The sequence below is a fragment of the Pseudoalteromonas sp. H105 genome, assembly GCF_001469215.1.
In the GTDB taxonomy this organism is placed as follows: domain Bacteria; phylum Pseudomonadota; class Gammaproteobacteria; order Enterobacterales; family Alteromonadaceae; genus Pseudoalteromonas.
Window position 1 is genome coordinate 729,891 of the sequence record NZ_LOFH01000001.1, and the last position, 22,376, is coordinate 752,266.

At 39.9% G+C, this 22,376-nt stretch carries 18 protein-coding genes; 10 read left to right on the top strand and 8 right to left on the bottom strand.

Features of this window, described 5'->3' with window-relative positions; translation table 11 throughout:
- The first annotated feature begins 50 nt into the window (after window positions 1-50).
- Window positions 51-653: a Maf family protein gene (locus tag ATS75_RS03225; RefSeq protein ID WP_058558969.1), complete on the top strand. Its 603-nt coding sequence runs from the start codon at window positions 51-53 to the stop codon at window positions 651-653.
- Here ATS75_RS03225 and ATS75_RS03230 read toward each other — a convergent pair.
- The gene (locus ATS75_RS03230; protein WP_058558970.1) at window positions 646-1,293 is read right to left on the bottom strand and encodes an HAD-IA family hydrolase; all 648 of its coding nucleotides are present in this window, start codon (window positions 1,291-1,293) and stop codon (window positions 646-648) included. The two genes, ATS75_RS03225 and ATS75_RS03230, sit on opposite strands and share 8 nt — an antisense overlap.
- Window positions 1,290-2,255 (bottom strand): 23S rRNA pseudouridine(955/2504/2580) synthase RluC, encoded by a 966-nt coding sequence (gene rluC, locus ATS75_RS03235; protein WP_058558971.1) that lies wholly within the window; start codon window positions 2,253-2,255, stop codon window positions 1,290-1,292. Before rluC ends, ATS75_RS03230 begins: the two co-directional genes overlap by 4 nt.
- 670 nt (window positions 2,256-2,925) lie before the next feature.
- Between rluC and rne the strand changes: the two genes are divergently transcribed.
- Window positions 2,926-6,150 (top strand): ribonuclease E, encoded by a 3,225-nt coding sequence (rne, locus tag ATS75_RS03240; protein WP_058558972.1) that lies wholly within the window; start codon window positions 2,926-2,928, stop codon window positions 6,148-6,150.
- A 154-nt stretch (window positions 6,151-6,304) separates the two neighbouring features.
- Here the strand turns inward: rne and yejK are convergent, their stop codons facing one another.
- Complete coding sequence (gene yejK, locus ATS75_RS03245) at window positions 6,305-7,318, bottom strand: nucleoid-associated protein YejK (RefSeq protein WP_058558973.1); 1,014 nt, start codon at window positions 7,316-7,318, stop codon at window positions 6,305-6,307.
- A 62-nt stretch (window positions 7,319-7,380) separates the two neighbouring features.
- On the opposite strand from yejK, the gene ATS75_RS03250 reads away from it, so the two are divergent.
- The 6 genes from ATS75_RS03250 to ATS75_RS03275 all read left to right on the top strand — a co-directional run bounded on the left by ATS75_RS03250 (window position 7,381) and on the right by ATS75_RS03275 (window position 13,648).
- Window positions 7,381-7,593 (top strand): DUF1414 domain-containing protein, encoded by a 213-nt coding sequence (locus ATS75_RS03250; RefSeq protein WP_058558974.1) that lies wholly within the window; start codon window positions 7,381-7,383, stop codon window positions 7,591-7,593.
- A 5-nt stretch (window positions 7,594-7,598) separates the two neighbouring features.
- Window positions 7,599-9,104, top strand: coding sequence for a DUF3413 domain-containing protein (locus ATS75_RS03255; RefSeq protein ID WP_058558975.1), 1,506 nt, complete (start codon window positions 7,599-7,601; stop codon window positions 9,102-9,104).
- A gap of 258 nt (window positions 9,105-9,362) precedes the next feature.
- The gene (locus tag ATS75_RS03260) at window positions 9,363-9,851 is read left to right on the top strand and encodes a DUF4124 domain-containing protein (protein WP_235591112.1); all 489 of its coding nucleotides are present in this window, start codon (window positions 9,363-9,365) and stop codon (window positions 9,849-9,851) included.
- A gap of 86 nt (window positions 9,852-9,937) precedes the next feature.
- Window positions 9,938-11,662: a bifunctional isocitrate dehydrogenase kinase/phosphatase gene (aceK, locus tag ATS75_RS03265; RefSeq protein WP_058558976.1), complete on the top strand. Its 1,725-nt coding sequence runs from the start codon at window positions 9,938-9,940 to the stop codon at window positions 11,660-11,662.
- A 15-nt stretch (window positions 11,663-11,677) separates the two neighbouring features.
- Entirely contained in the window at window positions 11,678-12,616 is a 939-nt protein-coding gene (locus ATS75_RS03270) for a LysR family transcriptional regulator (protein ID WP_058558977.1), read from the top strand.
- A 636-nt stretch (window positions 12,617-13,252) separates the two neighbouring features.
- A complete protein-coding gene (locus ATS75_RS03275) occupies window positions 13,253-13,648 on the top strand; it encodes an ExbD/TolR family protein (RefSeq protein ID WP_058558978.1) in 396 nt (131 codons plus the stop codon).
- A gap of 60 nt (window positions 13,649-13,708) precedes the next feature.
- Here the strand turns inward: ATS75_RS03275 and ATS75_RS03280 are convergent, their stop codons facing one another.
- The 4 genes from ATS75_RS03280 to ATS75_RS03295 all read right to left on the bottom strand — a co-directional run bounded on the left by ATS75_RS03280 (window position 13,709) and on the right by ATS75_RS03295 (window position 19,378).
- Entirely contained in the window at window positions 13,709-16,708 is a 3,000-nt protein-coding gene (locus tag ATS75_RS03280; protein ID WP_058558979.1) for a TonB-dependent receptor plug domain-containing protein, read from the bottom strand.
- A gap of 40 nt (window positions 16,709-16,748) precedes the next feature.
- A complete protein-coding gene (locus tag ATS75_RS03285; protein ID WP_058558980.1) occupies window positions 16,749-17,819 on the bottom strand; it encodes a FecR family protein in 1,071 nt (356 codons plus the stop codon).
- Window positions 17,816-18,370, bottom strand: a complete 555-nt coding sequence (locus tag ATS75_RS03290) for an RNA polymerase sigma factor (RefSeq protein WP_058558981.1) — start codon at window positions 18,368-18,370, stop codon at window positions 17,816-17,818. The genes ATS75_RS03285 and ATS75_RS03290 overlap by 4 nt, the downstream gene beginning before the upstream one ends.
- Window positions 18,371-18,487: 117 nt before the next feature.
- Window positions 18,488-19,378: a LysR family transcriptional regulator gene (locus tag ATS75_RS03295; protein ID WP_058558982.1), complete on the bottom strand. Its 891-nt coding sequence runs from the start codon at window positions 19,376-19,378 to the stop codon at window positions 18,488-18,490.
- 169 nt (window positions 19,379-19,547) lie between these two features.
- Between ATS75_RS03295 and ATS75_RS03300 the strand changes: the two genes are divergently transcribed.
- Entirely contained in the window at window positions 19,548-20,312 is a 765-nt protein-coding gene (locus ATS75_RS03300; protein WP_082665379.1) for a haloacid dehalogenase type II, read from the top strand.
- A gap of 49 nt (window positions 20,313-20,361) precedes the next feature.
- Here ATS75_RS03300 and ATS75_RS03305 read toward each other — a convergent pair whose 3' ends face one another.
- Window positions 20,362-20,955 (bottom strand): TetR/AcrR family transcriptional regulator, encoded by a 594-nt coding sequence (locus ATS75_RS03305; protein ID WP_058558983.1) that lies wholly within the window; start codon window positions 20,953-20,955, stop codon window positions 20,362-20,364.
- A gap of 214 nt (window positions 20,956-21,169) precedes the next feature.
- Here ATS75_RS03305 and ATS75_RS03310 point away from each other — a divergent pair, with 214 nt between their 5' ends.
- Window positions 21,170-22,369, top strand: coding sequence for an efflux RND transporter periplasmic adaptor subunit (locus ATS75_RS03310; protein WP_058558984.1), 1,200 nt, complete (start codon window positions 21,170-21,172; stop codon window positions 22,367-22,369).
- The last annotated feature ends 7 nt before the right edge of the window (window positions 22,370-22,376 follow it).

The following is a 22,376-nucleotide window of genomic DNA, read 5'->3' on the forward strand; positions in this document are numbered from 1 at the left end:
CGGATCTGATTTATCCTAACTCAATCTGATTTTCATTAGGGAAATAACCCATGCATCACCCGCTTATATTAGCCTCTAGCTCAGAGTTTCGTCAGTCTTTATTACAAAAATTTAATCTACCTTTTGACAGTTTTTCTCCAGATGTCGACGAAACACCATTAAAAGAAGAGTCACCAGAGGAGTTAGTCATACGTTTAAGTATATTAAAAGCCCATGCAGCTCAAAAGCATTTCAGTAAAGGCCTCGTCATTGGCTCGGATCAAGTCGCTGTGTTTAATAAGCAGATTTTAGGGAAGCCACATAATAAAAATAACGCAATTAAACAACTTAGCTTATTTAGTGGTAATACAGTCACATTTTTAACGGGTTTATGTGTTTTCGATATTATCACAAACACAACAAAAACCCTTATTGAACCATTTAGCGTGACATTTAAAACACTAAGTAGAGACCAAATAATCGCTTATTGTGATGCAGAGCAACCTTATAACTGTGCAGGAAGTTTTAAAAGTGAAGGATTAGGCATTTGTTTATTTGAAAAGCTAAACGGTGATGATCCGAATAGCTTAATTGGTTTGCCGTTAATCAAACTCAGTAAACTGCTTAGCGAATTTGGTTTAGATGTACTGAGTAATCAAGCTGAGTCTACTTAATTAGCAGTGCCTGCAACTGTTGATATGAATCGACAGTTGCAATAGGTGCAAACTCATTGAGTTGCTGTGCGTTGTGTACACCCATGGTCACCCCAATACGATCAATCCCTGCTGAGTGCGCCATTGCCATATCAATGCGTGTATCACCAATCATTAATGCCTCTGAAGCACTTATGTCTAATTGAGCCAGTATTTGTAATAGCATGTCTGGCGAGGGCTTTGACTGTGCATCATCCCCTGTCCGTGTTGCTGAAAAATACGCACCCAATTGAGTTTCAATTAATAAGCGCTCGAGACCGACTCTGCTCTTACCTGTCGCAATAGCAAGGGTTACGCCCTGCGCTTTTAATTTAGCAAAAGTGCTCTGTGCATCTGCGAATAAAGGTGTGGGTGTTTCATCAACATATTTATATTGATGTTTATACCCTGCGATTAAATCCGCATATTCACTTTCATTTTCTGGGAACAAGGTGGCAACGGCACAATCTAATGATAAGCCAATAATATTTTTAATTGACTCATCACTCGGTACTGCTAAACCACACTTTCGTGCTGATTGACCCATGCAGTTCACTATTTTAGAAACAGAGTCCATTACGGTACCGTCCCAATCGAAAATAACTAATTTATAGTTTTTCACGATTTTGCAGCGCGTAATGTTTTTATACAATTTGCTAGCGTTTTATCTAGAGGCGCTTCGACTCGCATTGTTGTTTCATTCTTTGGGTGATAAAAGCTCAAATCGTGGGCATGCAAAAATAGTCGATTCAACCCAACTTTTCGCATACCAGCATCAAACGCTTGGTCGCCATACTTATCATCGCAGGCTATTGGGTGACCTTGGCATTGACTATGAACACGAATTTGATGCGTGCGACCAGTAACAGGTGAAGCTTGCACTAATGAACATTCATCAAAACGCTCTAACACTTTAAAACGTGTATGTGATGGCTTTCCTTCATCGCTATTATCTATGCGAACAATGCGCTCACCTGACTGCAACGTGTTTTTGCGTAAGCCTTCTTTAACATTTTTAGTTTTAGAGTCCCACTGGCCGTCAACAAGTGCCCAATAGTTTTTTTCCATTGTTTTTTCACGCAGTTGCTCATGTAAACTTGTCAGCACTGAACGCCGTTTTGCAATTAATAAGCACCCCGAAGTATCGCGATCTAATCGATGAACGAGTTCAAGGCTACGCTCTTCTGGGCGGAGTGAACGTAAAGCTTCAATCAAGCCATAACTTAAACCACTCCCACCATGAACAGCCATTCCAGATGGCTTATTAATCACGATTAGGTATTTGTCTTCAAAAAGAATCGCGTCTTCTAACTGCTTAACTTTTTCTAGTTTACTTGGTACGAAATCATCTTGACGCTCTGCAATTTTTATTGGCGGGATACGTACTACATCATCTAACTGCAATTTATACACTGGCTTAATGCGCTTTTTGTTTACACGCACTTCACCTTTACGAAGAATTTTATAAACAGCGCTTTTAGGCACCCCTTTTAAATGGGTAATAAGAAAGTTATCAATCCGTTGACCTAAATGGTCTTCGGTAATCGTGACGAAAGATACTTGTAAGCCGGTTTTTTCTGACATTGCCTAATCACTGATTTAAGTAAAATAATTTAGTTGCTAACACGGTTATAATAATGGGATAATCATCGTCGCAAATTAAAATTTGCAATAACAACGGTGCTTTTTAACACATTAAGACATTCGTGATGCACATTCTAGGTAATTGATCATACAGATCCGAGATAAGTTTTCCAAAGCTTTTATACAGACCTAGTTTACACGTGCGTTCAATTAACTGCGGTGCGCGTAATATATCGTAGGTTAAGTTTGAGCATGAACAGCTTTAATGAATGAAAATAAAAGCAATTTGAACAGATAATTTGTCTGACCGTGACGGCGATTAAACGCCGTTCAGCAGATGTGCTGCAAATAAGAGCGCAAAGTAGGTACTACTACATAGTATCTATCGTTTTTATATGTATGACTTGCAAGTTAATTTTAAAAATGGACGACTCTGGACAAGACGCTATTACGATGCTGTAAACCAGCCGATAGTTTTGTCGCTATTAAAGAATCTAATAACGTGACAACACGTTATTGTCAGCCAGTACCATAAAGATACTTGTAAATTTCACAGCATTAAGCTCCTCCACAGTTCCAGTCGTGAGACTGCATAAAAATAAGCGATAGGAGCAACTGAACAGGCGAAAGATTTCGTCATGTCAGCGACATAACACAGTAGAGTAACAATATGAAACGTATGCTAATCAATGCGACGCAGCAAGAAGAAATGCGCGTAGCACTGGTTGATGGCCAGCGCCTGTATGATTTAGATATCGAAAGCCCGGGTCACGAACAAAAAAAAGCCAATATTTATAAAGGCAAAATCACACGTATTGAACCGTCATTAGAAACAGCTTTTGTTGATTACGGCGCTGAGCGTCACGGTTTCCTACCTTTAAAAGAAATTGCTCGTACTTACTTCCCGCAAGGTTACACCTTCCAAGGTCGTCCGAACATTCGTGACGTAATTAAAGAAGGCCAAGAAGTTATCGTACAAGTTGATAAAGAAGAGCGAGGCCAAAAAGGCGCAGCACTTACTACTTTTATCAGCGTAGCAGGCAGCTATTTAGTTCTAATGCCTAATAACCCTCGTGCAGGCGGTATTTCACGCCGTATCGAAGGTGATGAACGTACTGAACTAAAAGAAGCATTGAGTCGTTTAGAACTGCCTAAAGGTATGGGTTTAATCGTTCGTACCGCCGGTGTTGGTAAATCTTTTGAAGAATTAAACTACGATTTAAAAGCACTCCTTGTACACTGGGATGCAATTCAGCAAGCATCTAACAGCGGTAAAGCCCCGTTTTTGATCCACCAAGAAAGCAATGTGATTTTCCGTGCTATTCGTGACTATTTACGTCGAGATATTGGTGAAATCTTAATTGATAAACCGCGCGTATTTGAAGAAGCAAAAGCGCACATTGAACGTTTTCGTCCTGACTTCATGAGTCGTGTGAAACTATATTCTGGTGAAGTGCCGTTATTTACACACTATCAAATTGAAAGCCAAATCGAATCTGCGTTCCAACGTGAAGTACGCTTGCCTTCTGGTGGTTCAATTGTAATTGACCCTACTGAAGCACTGACATCGATCGATATCAACTCATCAAAAGCCACTAAAGGCGGTGATATCGAAGAAACAGCACTAAACACAAACTTAGAAGCTGCAGACGAGATTGCTCGCCAATTACGTTTACGCGATTTAGGTGGCCTGATTGTTATCGACTTTATCGATATGACACCACCGCGCCATCAACGTGAAGTAGAAAACCGCTTGAAAGACGCTGTTCGCCCAGATCGTGCCCGTGTACAAATTGGTAAAATCTCACGTTTCGGCTTACTTGAAATGTCGCGTCAACGCCTGCGCCCTTCATTAGGTGAAGCAAGCCAAGGCCCATGCCCACGTTGTAGTGGCCAAGGAACTATACGTTCGAACGAGTCAATTGCGTTATCAATCTTACGTCTAATCGAAGAAGAAGCAATTAAAGACAATACAGCCCAAGTTAATGCGCAAGTGCCTGTTGCTGTTGCCGCTTACTTACTAAACGAGCAGCGCCGTAGCGTTCACCGTATCGAAAAACGTCATAGCTGTGATGTAGTGATCATTCCAAATCAGCACATGGAAACACCACACTACGAAGTTATGCGCTTACGTAAAGATGAAACACTTGAAACAGTGAGTTATGACCAAGTTGTAGCGCCTGAGCCTGAAGTGTTTGAAACATCTAAAACACCCGCTGTTGCAGTACGTGAAGAGCCTCGATTGAAAGGTGTTGTTATGCCTTCAACGCCAGCACCTCAAGCAGCCGAAAAGCCAGCGCCAACGCAACAAGCAGCAGCCCCTCAAGCTACTGCACAAGTTGGCCTGTTAGCCAGCATTGGTAATTGGTTTAAATCTTTATTTGCTGACTCTAATGAAAATAAAGAGACGGAAAAGAAAGAAGAGACTAATAAAACAAATACGCGTAATAACCGTAGCCGCAATAATGACGGTGATAATCGTCGCCGTAATAATCAACGCCGCCGTAATAATTCACGTAACAAACCTCAAAATGAGCGAAATGAGCGCTCAACAGAGGAAACAGCTAACGTTGACAATGCAACTACCGAGCAAAAAGAGAATAGAAACGAGAATCGCAATAAGCGCCGTCGTAACCCTAATTCTCGTAAGCGCAATGAAAATCGTAACGACGATAAAAAGCCAGCAACTGATGTTAAAGAGTCTGTAGAGAATAAGGACACTAACGTTGAAAAAACTGAGCAAAAGCCAAAAGCGCGTCGTCAACGTCGTAACATTCGCAAAAAAGTTCGTGTGCAGAATGACGAAGCTACCGCTTTAGAGTCAACAGCAACTGATCAGCCTAAAGTACAACAGCCTGTTAAAACCGCTGAAGAAAAGCCTGAGGCTAAACCTGTTGTTGAAACTGAAAACGTTGAAACACAAGTAAATACAAGTGCTAAAAAAGCACCTGATGCAGCAAAATCTGAGCCAGTGCAAAATGCTGCTCCTGAGCAAGATGCATCAACTGATGAAGAACAAGGCCAGACACGTACTCGTTCACGTCGTTCTCCTCGTCACCTTCGAGCTGCTGGTCAGCGTCGCCGTCGCCCTGAACAAGGCGAAGAAGGCAATGAGACACAAAATAATACTCAGCCGCCTGCATTTATTCCTGTCGCAGATCAAGCTGCTGCTGAATACGAAGCTGAGCTAAAAGCTAAATCTGAAGAAGCAAATGCACAAACTGCGGTAACTGAAGCAGCACCTGAGGTAACTCCTGAGGTAACTGAAGCAGCACCCGAGGTAACTGAAGCAGCACCTGAGGTAACTCCTGAGGTAACTGAAGCAGCACCCGAGGTAACTGAAGCAGCACCTGAGGTAACTGAAGCAGCACCCGAGGTAACTGAAGCAGCACCTGAGGTAACTGAAGCAGCACCTGAGGTAACTGAAGCAGCACCTGCGGCAATTGAAGCAGCACCTGCGGTAACTGAAGCAGCACCTGCGGTAACTGAAACAGCACCTGTGGTAACTGAAGCAGCACCTGTGGTAACTGAAGCAGCACCTGCGGTAACTGAAGCAGCACCTGCGGTAACTGAAGCAGCACCTGTGGTAACTGAAGCAGTAAAGGTTGAAGCCGAAGTAGCACCAGTGTCAGCTGTTGAAACACCAGTTGATGCTAAAGCAACACCTGTTGCACAAACCGCTTCGGCAAATACCAAAACAGTAATTACAGCAGGTCATGCGAGTGCACCTATGGCACAACCTACACCTATTGCAGACAGCGATGTAACTCATACGCCACAAGCGATGGCTCATGACCAACGTGAAGCTATTCCTGATAGCGGTTTGCGTGCTGGTTCTATAAAGCCTGCTGGTCGCGCAAGCGCGGCAATGACTAAAACCATGAGTGTTGACTAACACTCTGGCTTTAGCCAAAAGCAAAATAAAAAGCCGCGTTAATAAAAATTAACGCGGCTTTTTACTGTTTGTTTCACAAAAATTTGAACTCACAAAAAAGCGAGGTGCATGCGCCTCGCTTTCAACCCACTCAAACCAGCTTAAAACTAATAGGTTAGTCTTCACTTTCCATAAAACGCTGTAGCTGATCTTTTAGGTTAGGCGGTATACCCTTAATCACAAGTGTATCTGTCGCTTCGTTATACATTACACGCTCACCTAAGTGTTTACGCTCAAAGCTGATGCTCACGCCACCACCGAGTCCGGAGAATTTCACCATGCTGGTGACGGTTTTTTTATCAACTGGGAATGACTCCTCTAAATCGTAGCTCTGCTCTTTGCAAAAGCTGTCAAATGGGTTGTCGTCACCTTTTGTGAGCGCTTGTGATAGTTCACTGACATTGGCATCTTCCCCTGTGGTTACGCAGTCATTACAGTAATCAAACACTTGTTTGCGTAGGTCGTCTTTCTCTGATTTTTCGAATTGCTGCTCAGATAGGTAATCTTCAACAGCGTTGAGCATAGCTTGGCTTTGCTGTTTTGGATCAATGCCTTCTTCACACCCTAAAAAGTCTAAAAAGAAATCAGCAACTTTTCGCCCTGCACGCCCTTTAATAAATGAAATATAGCGGTTATCTTCAGCCTGAGTATCCCAACCGGTTAAATCAATCCTCGCTGCTAACTGCATACGTGAAATATCTAAGTGACGTGATGACGCTAAATCAAGCTCAGAGGTAATTGAGTAATGCTCTTTAATATTAATCATAGCAATCAACATATAATCAGTGGCAACATACTGATAGTGGCAAAAAATTAAATAGCCTGTTTCATTAAATGCGTATTTATTCAACTCTTCTTTTAATACTGTTGTAGCCTGTTCCGTCATGTGCCAAAAACCAAGCTCATTATTACGGTAACTCTGCATTGCTGATGCAACCACACTATTTTTATCACCACTGAATGCGCAAAACCCTTTACCAGGTTTACCATTGTATGCGTGATGTAATTGCTCGATGAATACAGCTACCTTTTCATTCACCATCATCTCATCGTTTCGTAAATGAATTTGCGTATCGTCGTCTTTTTTGTCTACATAATGAACGACTAATTTTTTAACATCTATTGTCATCTTTGTTTTTCACGCCTCTGGTGTTAAAATACGAGAATATAACTCTTTTATTGAACCAACTGATGCCAATCTTATCAAAATATTCTAATGATGAAGTAGAACAAATCGTCGATCAGCTCATTGATGTGTTAACTGAGCACAATGCGCCGGTTGATTTAAGTCTTATGTGTTTAGGAAATTCTATCACGCATATCTTAAAAGAGCATGTGCCAACAGGGAAAAGACAAGCCGTTGCGGATAACTTTGCAAAAGCATTAGCGCAATCGGTTAAATAAATTATATGAATTTATCGCAGCACAATCAGTTTTCGTCGAAAGCGAGCCAATTATTAAGCTGGGGCCATTGGTTTACCTTTGCTAATATTGGGTTAGTGTTACTTATTAGTTTAAGTTACTTATTTGCCGACTCCGCACCGACAACAACAATGGGCTATGTGTATATGTTAGTAACATGGCTTAGCCATACTAGCTTTATCACGTTCATTGCATTTGTGCTGACGATATTTCCACTTAGTTTAATTTTTCCCTATCCGCGGCATATACGTGGAATGGCTGCAATTCTCGCTACTCTTGGTGCCTCGTTACTTACGTTAGATGCTTATGTTTATTTTAATTTAGGGTACCATTTAAGTAGCTCTGCGTTACCAGAAATAGTTTCATTGCTGTGGCATAGACTAACAAGTTCTCCAGCGCTCACAACCTTACTTGCAGGCGGTATTGTGATGCTTATTCTTGCCTTTCAACTATTGGCAAGTAATTATACGTGGCACCATTTAGCACGATTAAAACAGTATAAGTTTGGCCGTTATGCCACGTCTGTATTAGTCACTTGCTTTGCGTTAAGTCACAGTATCCATATTTGGGCAGATGCAAACCTGAAGTTTGATATTACCAAGCAAGATAATGTTTTACCTTTGTCATACCCTACAACTGCAAAAAGTTTACTTGCTAAAAATGATTTACTGGATATAGAAAGCTATAAGCAAGCACATAACGTCAAACTGACGAATCAAAACATTAACTATGCACTCGCAGCCCCTTTAACTCGTTGCGAATCAAATACACAAACAAACGTTGCTATATTAGTCTTTAATGACAATGACTTACTAGAATCTTTTGCGCAACAACACGGTAAACTTTTTCAAACGGAGCAATTTCTTCAGCCAGTAAATAACCAAGATACGTTATTTAGCTTGGTATATGGTTTACCCGCTTACTACAAGCCGGCATTATTTAAAGCGCACATTATGCCTGCATGGTCTAGCAAACAACGCGTGTTACACATGACCGGCTTTAATGAATTTGACTACATAAATGAAGTCGCGCAAAAAACACCAGCAGTACAGATTATTAGTATAGAAAATGCTGATCTAAGCAACCTAGCCCTCATTGAAGGGACTCATATTTATGCGTTTAGTCTCGCGAAACAAAGCAGTGATATTGTTACCACTTCAAGGCTTTACAGTTCGGATAAGAAAATAACCCGTATAGAAGGATTAATTCAGCCAAGCGATATAATTGCTACTAGTGTGGGTAAGTACTTAAATTGCCCACAAATTGCAGCGCAAAGCATGTTGGGTGTAAACTTATACGATAAAAAAGATGATACCGGCGTTACTTACTCTCAAGGTGTTTTAATTGCTTACAAAAAAGACCGGATCACATTAATTGATTCTGATGGTAATTATAAGAATGTCTCTGCTGCTCAGGGCTTTTCAATTGAGCAAGGGTTGGATATTCCGTTTTTGGTCAGTAGTATCAAAAAATTAAAAGCATTTACTGACTAGAGCCTATGACCTTCCAAGGTTAAATTTGCAGTAGCCTGTTTGGTATTTAGGTAAGGCAGTGTCTGTATGGTGTGGCTATTCCCCATAAATAGGTGATAACACAGCATCAATACCCAAACCGACGGTACCCTTCGGGTTCTGTCTAAGTCAATAGACCCTAGTTTCATGTAATAAATGCTACCAGTCAAACCTACACACTTGTGATTTAATTAAAGTAGGTTATATTTCATTAAACTGTCATGGTGCAAGGAAGCCATTATGAAAAAATATATGACCCACCTACCAACTTATTTACTCGCGTTTATTGTGATATCTTCACCATGTATTGCTGCTAAGACCGACTATTATAAATGCATCACAGACAGAGGTACTGTATTTAGCCAGTTTCCCTGTGGTTCAAATGCGACCGAGCATAAAATTAAACAAACCAACGTTGCCTTCTCTGATCCAAACACGAACCATGTCAAAACTCTCAATGAGCTTGAAAGGCAGCAAATAATACGGAATTTCACTGCTGAAATACGCAGTAAAGAACATTCACTCACTATACTTTCCCGCGACAGAGACCGCGCAGAGTTTAACCAACAACAAAGATTAAAACGAATATTAAGCGCTAGCGAAACTAAACGGATTGCTAAAGATATAAAAAAACAGCTTAAAGCAATTAATAAACAATACGCGAGAGATGTTAAAAAAGTAGAAAAACAGATTGAAAAACTTGAAAAAAAGCTTAAACGTTATGAATAAACTATTGGGTTTTACTATTTTTTAGCATACTCTTAACAAATATAGAGCAATAACTCTACAGTCGTTTTTTAGGAGTATATTCCCCCATGTACGCTCACACTATCGCTGAATTTATTCTTAAGGGCTTTAGAAAGCATTATCAGTTATTCCAAAAAATTACAGCTCAAGCCCCGCTTGCATTTGCTGAACAAAACTGGCCACAGATGCATAAAATTAGCCAGCTCAGAATCAGTCACTACGATGAGCGCGTAAATGAAACCATTAAACAGTTAAAAGAAGCTCACTTAACCCACACAAATCAACTTGATGAATCCTTATGGCTTGCAAGCAAACAACATTATCAACAGTTTTTGCAATTTCACCCGCAAGCTGAACTAGCTGAAACGTTTTACAACTCTGTATTTTGCCGACTTTTCCACCGCAGATACTTTAATAATAATTTCATATTTGTAGAAACGTCATTAGCCGACGCACCGGCATTACCCATAGAAGCGGAATACCGAAGTTTTTTCCCTGTAATTGATGGCCTCAAACCAACCATCAAAAAAATCATTAATCAGTTTGATTTTAAAGCCGATTTTGAAAATTTAGAACGCGATATACGGCTACTCGTTAAGGCCTTTTATAAGCAAGCGCCTGATACTCATCATAGTGCATGGCAAATGCGCTTTGATATATTACAAACGCCATTTTATAGGAATAAGGCCGCCTATATCGTTGGACGCGTTGTATCAAGTAGTGGAATACAGCCGTTTATAATTCCTGTTTTACATCATAAATGCCACGGTCTATACCTAGACGCACTACTGACAAACTCTTCACAGATGCGTGTTATTTTTGGCTTTGCGCGAGCTTACTTTATGGTTGAAACCCATGCCCCTTCAGCGCTAGTGCGCTTTTTAAATCAGTTAATGCCAAATAAGACCCTGGCAGAACTATACAATGCAATTGGGTTTCATAAACAAGGTAAAACAGAGTTCTACCGCGAGTTTCTTACTCATTTAACGTGCTCAGAAGATAATTTTATTATCGCCCCTGGTACCCCAGGTATGGTAATGATGGTATTTACCCTCCCTTCATTTGGCTATGTATTTAAAGTAATCAAAGATAAGTTTGGTGAAAGTAAGCCATTTGGTAGAGACACTGTTTTGAAACGCTATCAATTAGTGAAGAGTCATGACAGGGTTGGTCGTATGGCTGATACGATAGAGTATTCTAACGTCGTATTTCCTTTATCGCGATTTGACGATAACTTACTCGCACAACTTAAGAAAACCATCGGTGGTTCAATGGTCATTGATGGTGATTTGGTGGTTATTAAGCACTTATATATAGAGCGTCGAATGACACCGCTAAACTTATTTTTAGAATCAGCCACTGAGGAGGAAGCCGTTACGGCTATTACCGAATATGGCCAAGCTCTTAAGGAGATGATTGCGGTGAATATCTTCCCTGGTGATATGCTGCTAAAAAACTTCGGCGTGAGTAATCATAAGCGGATCATCTTTTATGATTACGATGAAGTGCAATACTTAACAGATATGAATTTTAGAGCCTTACCAAAAGCTAAAACGTATGACGACTATCTAACAAATGAGCAGAGTTACTCCGTTGCACCACAGGATGTATTTCCCGAACAGCTATGCACGTTTGTCATGCCAAATCCAAAGTATAAAGCTATTTTTACACAGACACATCCAGAATTATTAGATGTGAATTTTTGGCAGCAAGCGCAAAAAAATATAAAGAACGGTGTTGTTAGCCATATTTACCCTTATCCAAGCATACAACGGTTTACTAAGCACTGGTAAACGCAAGGACACATAATGAATATCAGCAAGATAGATTTAAACTTACTCGTTTATTTAGACACGCTCTTACGTGAATGTAATGTTACGCGTGCTGCCAACCAACTGAGTATTACTCAACCAGCAATGAGTAATGGTCTAAAACGTTTACGTAACTTATTCAATGATCCTATTTTAGTACGTACAAGTGAAGGAATGGTGCCAACCGAAAGAGCTATTGAGTTGCAGCCTGTAATACGTGGTATATTGATGACACTTGAGGAAACACTTGCCCCTAACAGAGAATTTGAAGCTAGCCAAAGCAAGCGTGTTTTTCGCATAATGGCCAGTGATTATGCTGCCAGTACACTTGCGCCTAAATTATTGAGTAAACTTCATGAAGAAGCACCAGACACAACATTGGATATTCTCACACCAAGCGATGTTACTTTCCATGACGTAGAAAATGGTAAAGTCGATATGGCTATCAACCGCTTCGAAAATTTACCGCAATCGTTTCATCATAAACGGATTTGGAAAGACAGCTTTTGTTGTTTAGTCAAAGCAGACAATCCTATTATTGATAGTTTCAGCTTAGATAGCTATTTAAAAGCTCGTCATATTTGGGTGAGTAAAACAGGCTTTGGTGTGGGTGTGGGAATGGATCCAAAAGATGTGCAAAAGCTAGGGTGGGTAGATGAAGCCCTTGCTCATTTTGGCAAACATAGAAACATTGCCACTTTTACGCGTAATTACCATGTCGCGATTCACTTAGCTAAAGAGCAAAATTTAGTGGCTACACTTCCTTCTAAAGCCGCAAATATTTACCTGGATGATAAAGGGTTAAAAATTCTAGATCCACCTTTTCCGATTCCACCTTTTGAGTTAGATATGATTTGGAGTCCATTACTCCATCGTGACGCCAGCCATATTTGGTTAAGACAAAAAGTGGCTGAGGTGGCCGAAGAATTGAAATAGCACAGTTGCATACAGGTTTGTAAATTTTACTAACACCTAAGAAAATACCCTCTTAAAAAATACAATGTTGATATAGTTACCCTATATCAACATCTTACATTATATAAATATAAAATAGCCTTTAGTCATGCTTAACTGGGTTATTGATCATTAAACTTAAAAAGCCCATAAATTGTGCGTCTCCATCAAGGGCAATATATTATTTGCTATTAAGGCACGACATACTTACACCCGCTTAGTTACCAAATTTGGTATTAATAATGATCAGACATATGCCAATGTGTTAGAAGGAATAAGGATAAAACCCCTCGCTGATATTCAGTCGGCTATAAGGAAGCACAACCACTAGACCGTGAAGCTGCGTTATCAAACCTATTGCTTACTTTGTAACACTGTCTGGCAGAAATCCGTAATATCAAAAAACAAGGTAATTACAATAAACCAAGTCTAAACACTGGTTTTTTTATTCTTTTAAAATTATAAAAATCACTTTCGTAACAACTTAATTCAAAAAATTAATAAAAATAAAATATTTATTTAACCATGCCTTTTTTAGCCTCTGCTAGTCTTATTATTAGGTACCTAATAATAACCGCTGTGGCGCCGCAGCACTTTTAAAATAGGCAAGGTTCCATTATGAAAAATAAACAAAATGCACAACATAGTAATGCTGACGCTGATATGACACCAATGCTTGATATTGTGTTCATATTATTAATATTCTTTATTGTTACAACGTCGTTCGTTAAACCTGTAGCAATTGAATTATTTAGGCCTTTAGATAAACCTAGTATTGATAAACCCACTAAGAATGCACTATTTAGTATTGATCAAAATAATGCAATTTATTTTTCTGGCAGGCAAATAGATCTTGAGCGCGTTGCGACTAATTTAGCAATGTTTGCTGCAAAGTATTCAATTAGCTCAGTTCAAATTAAGGCAGACTCAAACAGTCAGCACCAAACTTTGATGAGTGTGATGAATAATATAAAAGAGTACGATAATTACCCTATTGCTCTAATATCAGATTAGAGAGACGAAAAAAGGGCCATAAGGCCCTTTTAAGCTAAATTACATAGGAGAATAATGTAATTAAAATCTGTACTCAGCACCTAAGTAGTAGTAAGCACCATTAAAGCCAAATGGTGCAGAACGACGAGAGTATTCAAACACGCCTGTTGAACTGACAATTGTATTCCCTGATGCGTCTACAATTGTGCCAGAGCGTGAGTTACCAATGGTATTTTTATCTGGGTAAACGTCAAACAAATTATTTGCACCAATATTTAACGATAGGTTATCGGTCACGTAATAGTTTATTTTTACATCTGTAAGCACTTCTGCCCCATAGGTTTGCCGGCCACCATCTTCCACTGTGTATTCACCATAACGGTTAAGTGATAAATTCACAGTCAAATCTTCTAAACGATATAGCGCACTTAAATTGACTCTGTCTTGCGGTTGCCACTCTTCGATAATGGACGTTTCTTGCGCTGAAAATACATCTTCTACAGGGATAGTTTCAAGACCACTACCAGCTGGCGTGAATAAATCAACCACATCCGTTTCGGTAAAGTTAGCTGCTAAAGTAAAATCAAGAGCTCCGCCAAGGCCTTCTGTGTTCCACGTTGCAACAAAGTCTACACCCTGCGTTTCAGTATCTGCACCATTTAAGAAAAACTGCCCAGCTCCCGCTCCAGAGCTAACTAAAGCTGCATCAAGCGTTGATGACAGACCTTTGCCTAAGCGGTTGCTGATCACAATACGGTCATCGATATCAATTGAGTAGTAATCAATAGTGACATTAACATTATCTGTTACGTTATAAACAATACCAAGGCTGAGGTTTTCTGACTTTTCTTCTTTAAGCTTTGGAATACCAATGCTTTGTGCCAATGTACTGTCATTTCTAAAAGTACCCACTTCCTCTGCAACTAAATCACCATTTGGACCCACAACAAATTGTGTACTGATATTATTGAAGTACAACTGCTGCATAGAAGGTGCTCTAAAACCCGTGCTAACCGCACCACGAAGTGACACATCGTCCGTCACGGACCAATTACCGGCAAGTTTAAAGTTTACCGTGTCACCAAAACCTTTATAATTATCGTAACGCAGCGCACCGGAAATAATCACATCATCAATCACGTAAGTTTCTGCATCTACATAAAACGAAATAACGTCGCGCGATTCATCCACTGACGAATCAGGCGAAGAGCCACCAAAGCCTTGCGTTCCACCCGATGCATTTTCGCTACCAACACCCGCGCTCATGCCATCGTAAATATTAACACCGTTATTAGTGTCATAATCTCGGTATGCGTATTCACTGCCTTCAAGTATGCGGTATTCGTCAGTACGAAGCTCTGCCCCCATAGCCAAAGAGTAATCATCATAATCTTTTGTATAGTCTAAATTGAGCGTTTGTAATGAAAGCTCCATGCCATAAGCGTAAGCCTCGCGTGGGATAGTCGAGCGAATATCATCAGCGCTTAAACCTTGCTCATAACGAAGTAAATTAGCGTATGAGCCATTGATAGTGTCACTGGTGGTGTAATCGATGCTATTTTCACCATACGTATATGAAAAGTCGAGACTTGAGTCATTATCAAATTCTTTCTTAAAACCAAAGTTATATGAAATGTCGTCAATCGTGGTGTTTATCTTCGGTAAAAACCCCATTGGAATTACCGCATCGCCATCTTGCAGGACTGGGTTACCACCTGCATTAGCATTGTGGCGGAAGAACGCAGCAGACTCATTATCACGTGTTGAATAAGTAACAAAGCCATACAGCTCGCCGCCCGCTAATTCATAACCTGTATTTACTGTCAACGCAAATTGCTGAGAGTCAGCATCGCCGATTCGAAAAGTATCACGTGGTGCCGTTAACTCTCTTGGATCACCGGCCAATAAAGTACCGTTATCAAGCTGTGTACATCCATAAAACTGACAAGAGCCATGTAAACCAGCGCGATTTGTTGGTGCACGATCACGGTAATTAATTGTTGTGTTTAAGTACCCTTCATCACCAAGAGCAAACCCTTTGTTAAAATCGATATTTATCGTTTCACCATCACCCTCTGAATATTGGCCATAATTAATCGCCGCTTTACCCCCTTCTTCAGCATCTTTTAAAACAATATTAATTACACCCGCAATTGCATCTGAGCCATATTGTGCAGCGGCACCGTCGCGCAGTACTTCGATTCGCTTAATTGATGCTGCAGGAATAGCATTCATATCTGTACCTGCCGTACCACGTCCTACAGACGTGTTAATATGAATAATACTGGCTTGGTGACGACGTTTGCCATTGATCAGAACTAATGTTTGATCGGGCCCTAAGCCACGTAATGTTGCTGGACGAAGTGCATCTGTGCCATCACTGATTGATGAACTTGAAAAGTTAAAAGAAGGCGCAATGGCTTGAAGCATACGCCCTACTTCTGTTTGTCCTGTATTCTCAAGCGCTTCTGCACTTAAAATATCAACAGGCACAGGTAAATCTTCTACTGAACGACCCGCTACACGACTACCCACGATAGCAATTTTTTCAATGTTTATTTCAGCCGCTTGTTCTTGTGCATTAACGGCTTGGCTATTGGTTGCCATTAAAAGTGGTAAAACGGCGGCACTGACCCCTGAGAGCTTCATCATGTTGTTATCATTCCTATTGATTTGTTTGAGTTTTACGCTCAGTAAACCATTTTGATCGACAACTGCATCGAGTTCAGTATGTTGCAACATTGTTTTAAGTGCATCTAACTGGGTGTAATAGCCAAACACTGATTGAGCTTGGTACTTTTTTGCTAATTCAAAAGAAAAAACAACCGTTTGTTCTGTTTGTTTGGCAAATTCTATCAGTGCTAAGTCTGCTCGCTGCGATTTAATATCAAATTGCACCATATGTGAATCGATTGCATTGGCTTGAACCGTTAGACTACAAACTAAAGGTGCTAATGCAATTAACCCTGACATTGGGTGCTGATGGTTACCACGCAACTTATATAAACAGTTGAGGAAGAGGAATCCGCCATAGATGCGTCTATTTTTTGCCTTTATTTTTTTACTTTTTATTTTCAACATCGTTACTTCTAATGCTTTTTATTTAAAAAATATAAAAAGCTTAACTATTGTTGTCTTGGGTAAGCCTTACAATATGTTCGCCCAATCGCTGATGTTTAATCGCTAGGTTAACTTGTAAGCTGTCTAATAACCCGATGATATCACCTGCTTTAAAAACCCCAGCCACTTTTAATGAAGCTAAAGCAGGATCGGTTAATTCAAATCGTGTTGCCGTGTATCGACTAACTTCTTGCAACGCTTCACTCAAGGGCTCACCATTAAATATAAGCATACCTTGTTGCCATGCTAAATCTTGCTGTACATCATCCAGTGATAGTTGTTTTATGGGTTTAGTAATGCTTTCTTTAATAAGTGCTTTTTCGCCTGAAATAACAATATTTGCATTAAACTCTTTAACACGAGCTGTGTCATTACTTGCTGCTTGCAGTTTAATAAAATCTTCTGCGTTCACTTCAACCGTAGGATCAGTGATCATCACTTTACCTTCGGTTACCACCAGCTCTAAATCTGATGCTGCATTACGCTGAACATTAAATATGGTGCCCAGTGCCGTAAAAGACTTATCCCCTGCCATCACAGAAAAAGGCCTGGAAGCGTCTTTTGCAACATTAAAACGCCCTTCACCTCGGCTTAAAATAAGTTGTCTGCGACCTTGAGTGTAAGCAACTTCGAGTAAACTGTTAGTATTGAGCTGAACTATGGTGCTATCAGGTAATACATACGTTGCTTGTTCGCCAACCTTTGTACGGTAAATTTTACTGTACTTCGCTTGTTCTTCTACTGTATCTGGGTAAAAGTTAATACTGGCATACATAAAAGTAGCCATTAATACTACAGCAATAAAACTCGCTGCAACTGTATAAGGCATTACTGTGTTTTTAGCAGGTACTTGTTTATTAGGAAATAATGCACTTAGTTCATTTAGAACACTTAATTCATCCCATAACTTTGCTAAGTCGAAGACTGCATCTTGATGCGCTTTACTCTGTTTTACCCATTGGCTAAACTGTTCTTTTTCGTGGTCAGATAATCCCCGATCCATCGCGCTTATCCAACGACTTGCTTGTGACTGAATCAATTCTTTAGATGAAAATTGATGAATGTTGCTCATTTCCCCACCCTCCTGGTAGCGGTCACTGTTTTCTCAATAGCATGGGTGTCTTGTTCTTGCTGTTGCATATATTGCATTGATTTTAATAAACCTTTCGCAATGTGTTTTTCAACTGTACTTTCACTTAGGCACATTTGTTCTGCAATTTCTTTCTGACTCATGCCATACACTTTTTTCAGTATAAAACATTTTCTTACCGGTTGACTGAGTTGCTCTGTAGCACGGCAAAAAAGTAAAAAACGCTCTTTAGAAGTAACTTCATCTTCAAGCTGCATTGATTTTAAATTTTGATGATAATCATCTGAAGTATCGAGTGAGTCATTATGCTTATTATCCCACTTAGCAACGTGATTAAGCGCTAGGTTTTTCGCTGTTTTTAACATGTAACTATGGGTATATTTAATATCTTGCTTTAAATCAGCCTCGTAACTTTTTACAAAGGTCTCTTGCACAATATCCTCGACATCATCGGGTAATACGATACGGGATACGAAACGCCTGATTTGTGCGGAAAGCTCAACAAACGTATTGGTTACTTTGCTCTGTGTCATCCTTAACAGCCCCTTCATAGTTATTGTTACGCTAAGACTACGAGTTTTGGCGCTAATTACAAGGTAAAATGTTAAATTGTCGTTATTTTAGGTTTACATTTTATTCATCAGGTCTGTTTAGGTCTCTGGGGAATCAAATAATGATCTCATAAAGTCATAAAAAACCTCTGTTTTACGAGTGGTCAAACTATTTTGTGGCCTTAAAAACCAAACGGGTGAGTCATCATCCGCTAAAATACCTGGTAATACCTCAAGTAGTGAACCCCTTTGCAATTCATCTTTAATAGCAAGATTAGATTTAATCGCAATGCCGTGCCCCGCAATAGCTGCTTGAGTCATATTATCGGAGTTAGATATCGTAAAACGCGTTTTCGCATTAAAATTAACAGGTTTTCCATTTTCGTCTATTAATTTAAGTTGTCTTTGCCAAGGCAAACATACCCAAAAATGTGTTTGTAGTTGTTCAAAAGAAGTTGGCATCCCGTATTTCTCAATATAGCTAGGAGCGACACATAATATCCGTTGGTTATTCACTATTTTACGCGACAGTAGAGCTGAGTCTGTTAACTTACCGACTCTAATTGCAATATCCTGTGCATCATTTACCACATTGACAAAGTTATCAGAAATGGAAAAGTCCAACTGCAATTCTGGGTATTGCTGCTCAAACGCAATCAACTTAGGCATAACAAATTTTGAGAAGATCCAAGGCGGCATCGTTACTCTTAATAAACCACTTACCGATGAACCTCGTGCGCCAATGCTGAATTCAGCATCATGCAAAGCCTCAAGTATACTACCTACTTTACGATAAAATACTTCACCTGCTGGCGATAATCTAATACGCCGGCTATCTCTAAAAACTAATACGGTTGCTAGTTCACGTTCAAGCTTTGCCAGCCTATGACTAACAGTGGCAGCTGAGAGTCCTTGCGAACTGGCAGCTGCCAATACCCCCTTATTTTCAACGATCGCTATAAACGTTTCGAGATCACTTACACTGTACATAAACACCCACCAATTATATTTAATATTTTCGAACTTAGCTTTCACTAATGCAGTCTTTATTTAACTAATTCAAACACTATACTGGCCCACACGTACTTTAATAGAGAATTAAATCGATTTGTTACTTTCTCTAGCTAATCATTTACATTAACAAAGGATATTAAACTTTATGGCTATCTTTAAAACGCTTACAAAACTAAGCTTATTTGTAGTGCTGTTTAACCAATTATGTGTAGGGAGTGTTATGGCAACTGAATCACAAAAGAATAAACCAAAGGTCATCATTTTTGATGTAAATGAAACATTACTCGACTTAGACTCCATGCGCGACTCAATTGGTAAAGCTCTTGGCGGACGAGATGATTTACTGCCACTTTGGTTTTCTACGATGTTACATCACTCATTAGTCAGTACGGCGATTGGTGATTACCAAGACTTCGGTAAAATTGGTGTTGCATCATTACTCATGGTTGCTCAAAACAATGATATTAAAATTAATGCTGAACAAGCCAAAACCGCTATTGTTACGCCACTATTAAGTTTACCTACTCATGCAGACGTTAAAGCAGGTTTACAAGCTCTAAAAGATCAAGGCTATAGATTGGTCAGCCTTACTAACTCATCGAATAACGGCGTAAAAGCCCAATTCGAAAGTGCTGGGCTCACTGATTACTTTGAAGCCAGGTACAGTATTGAAGATATCAAAATATATAAACCAGACCTACGCGCCTATGAATGGGCACTTAAGCAACTTAATATAAAAGCGGAAGATGCTTTAATGGTTGCAGCGCATGGGTGGGATGTTGCCGGTGCAAAAGCAGCTGGGTTACAAACAGCATTTATAGCGAGACCTGGTAAGGCACTTTACCCGCTTGTACAAGAACCCGATTATAACGTGAAAAATTTAACGCAGTTAGTAAGCCAACTCAAATAACACGAGATGCCGTATCAAGGGTTGAACTTTTCAACTGGTTCACCCTTTATTATTTAATACCTCTAATAAAAAACCGCGACATAACATCAATTAATTGTTCTAACCGAGTTTCATCTAATACTGGACGCCACATAATTACCTGCTCCCAATAGCCTAAATCCTTTAAACCGCCATAGAAGATTGAAGCCGCAATATCTGCTGGTATATCATTTAATATTCCCGCTTGATGTGCTTGCTCAAACCAAGTCAGCAAGCCTTTCTCACAGTCTAAAAATTGCTCTTCTAAACGCGCTGCTTGTTCTTTATCACGCATAGATTCGATAATAACAATGCGCGATAGTGTTAAATAATTCTCGTCACTGCCGAGCGACAAGCAAACACGCGCTAGCTCTTTTAATTGCTTATCAATACTTACATTTGGTTGATAGGGATATTTATGTAATTGCGAAAATCGCTCCAGTAGCAGTGCAACAACATCATCGAACAATGCATTTTTATTAGAGTAATGTTTATACAAGGTACGTTTAGAAACATTGGCACGCTTTGCGATTGCTTCCATTGTTGTGCCTAACAAACCATATTGCGCAAATTCTTGTATTGCTGCACAAAGCACATCATTTTGTTTTCTATTACTTGATTCCATATCGCCCCCAATATTAATCAACCTGTTTTATTTTAGGCAGAATCGTAAAAAAGTAAACGCAAGTGTATACCTATTTTGAAATTAGGTATACACTTGCGTTTACTTAGTTTAAATATCAATCATTACTATTGGGTAAAATCTCACTATCAGCCATACTCAATCTGCTCAGTATTGCTTAACTTTATACTTATACAACTGGAACTGTGGAGTAACCATGCGTCAGTCTTTCATACCATCGACATTGTCACTATTATTTATCACTACCGCGTCACTCTTTATACAAGGGTGCAGTGAAGCTCCTGAATCACAACAACAAGGCGCAATGCCGCCAGCGACGGTGTCGACTATTAAGGCCGTAACAGAAGATGCGCCATTTACAATAGAATTACCTGCGACACTTTCTGGATCGAAAGAAGTTGAAGTGAGGGCACGTGTAACCGGCATTCTGGAATCACGTAATTTTGATGAAGGACAAACCGTAAATAAAGACCAATCTCTGTTTACTATAAACTTAGAACCATACCAATTAGCTGTTGAACGCGCACAAGCTGCGCTTGATGGTGCGAATGCGTCATTAATTCAAGCACAGCGTGATGTCAAACGCTTAGCGAAGCTGCGAGCTGATAAATCAGTTTCACAGCGCGATTATGATAATGCAAGCTCCACTGAGGATATTGCTAAAACCAGTTTATCTGCAGCAAAGGTCGCATTAAAAGAAGCGAAGTTAAATCTTGAATACGCACAAGTCAAAGCGCCTGTTGCCGGTGTTATGGGCCGAGAGTTTGTTTCAGAAGGCACTTATGTTGCTGGTCCTGAATTACTGTTAACACAAATAACTCAACTTGACCCCATTCGATTACGTTTTGGTATTTCGGAACGTGAACAACTCGCTATGCGTCAAGATGTAGACAAAGGTACCCTTACATTGCCTAATGATGGCCACTGGCAAACCAGTATTACATTACAAGATGGTTCAATTTACGAGCAAACTGGGGAGGTTAACTTCTCAGATGTGAGAATAAACCCAAACACGGGTACCAGCGAATTACAAGCCATCATGCCTAATCCTGATTTTAAATTACGTCCAGGTCAATTTGTTCGCGTGAGTTTAAAAGGCGCGGTACGTAAAAATGCCTTTGTGATTCCACAACGCGCTGTACTTGATAATGGCATGGGAAAATTTGTCTACATTGCGACACATAACGAGCAAGGTGGCACCATTGCTCGCCCAGCGCCTATTGAAGTTGGTGAATGGATTCAAAAGCCCAATAATCAAGGTGATAAAAACTTTTGGTTAATAAAATCAGGGCTAAACGAAGGTGATGAGGTAATCATTGACGGCATGGCTAAAATTTTCTTCCCTGGTATGCCTGTCACAATTAACAATGCAAATCACAGCAATAACGCTGAATAAGCGAAGG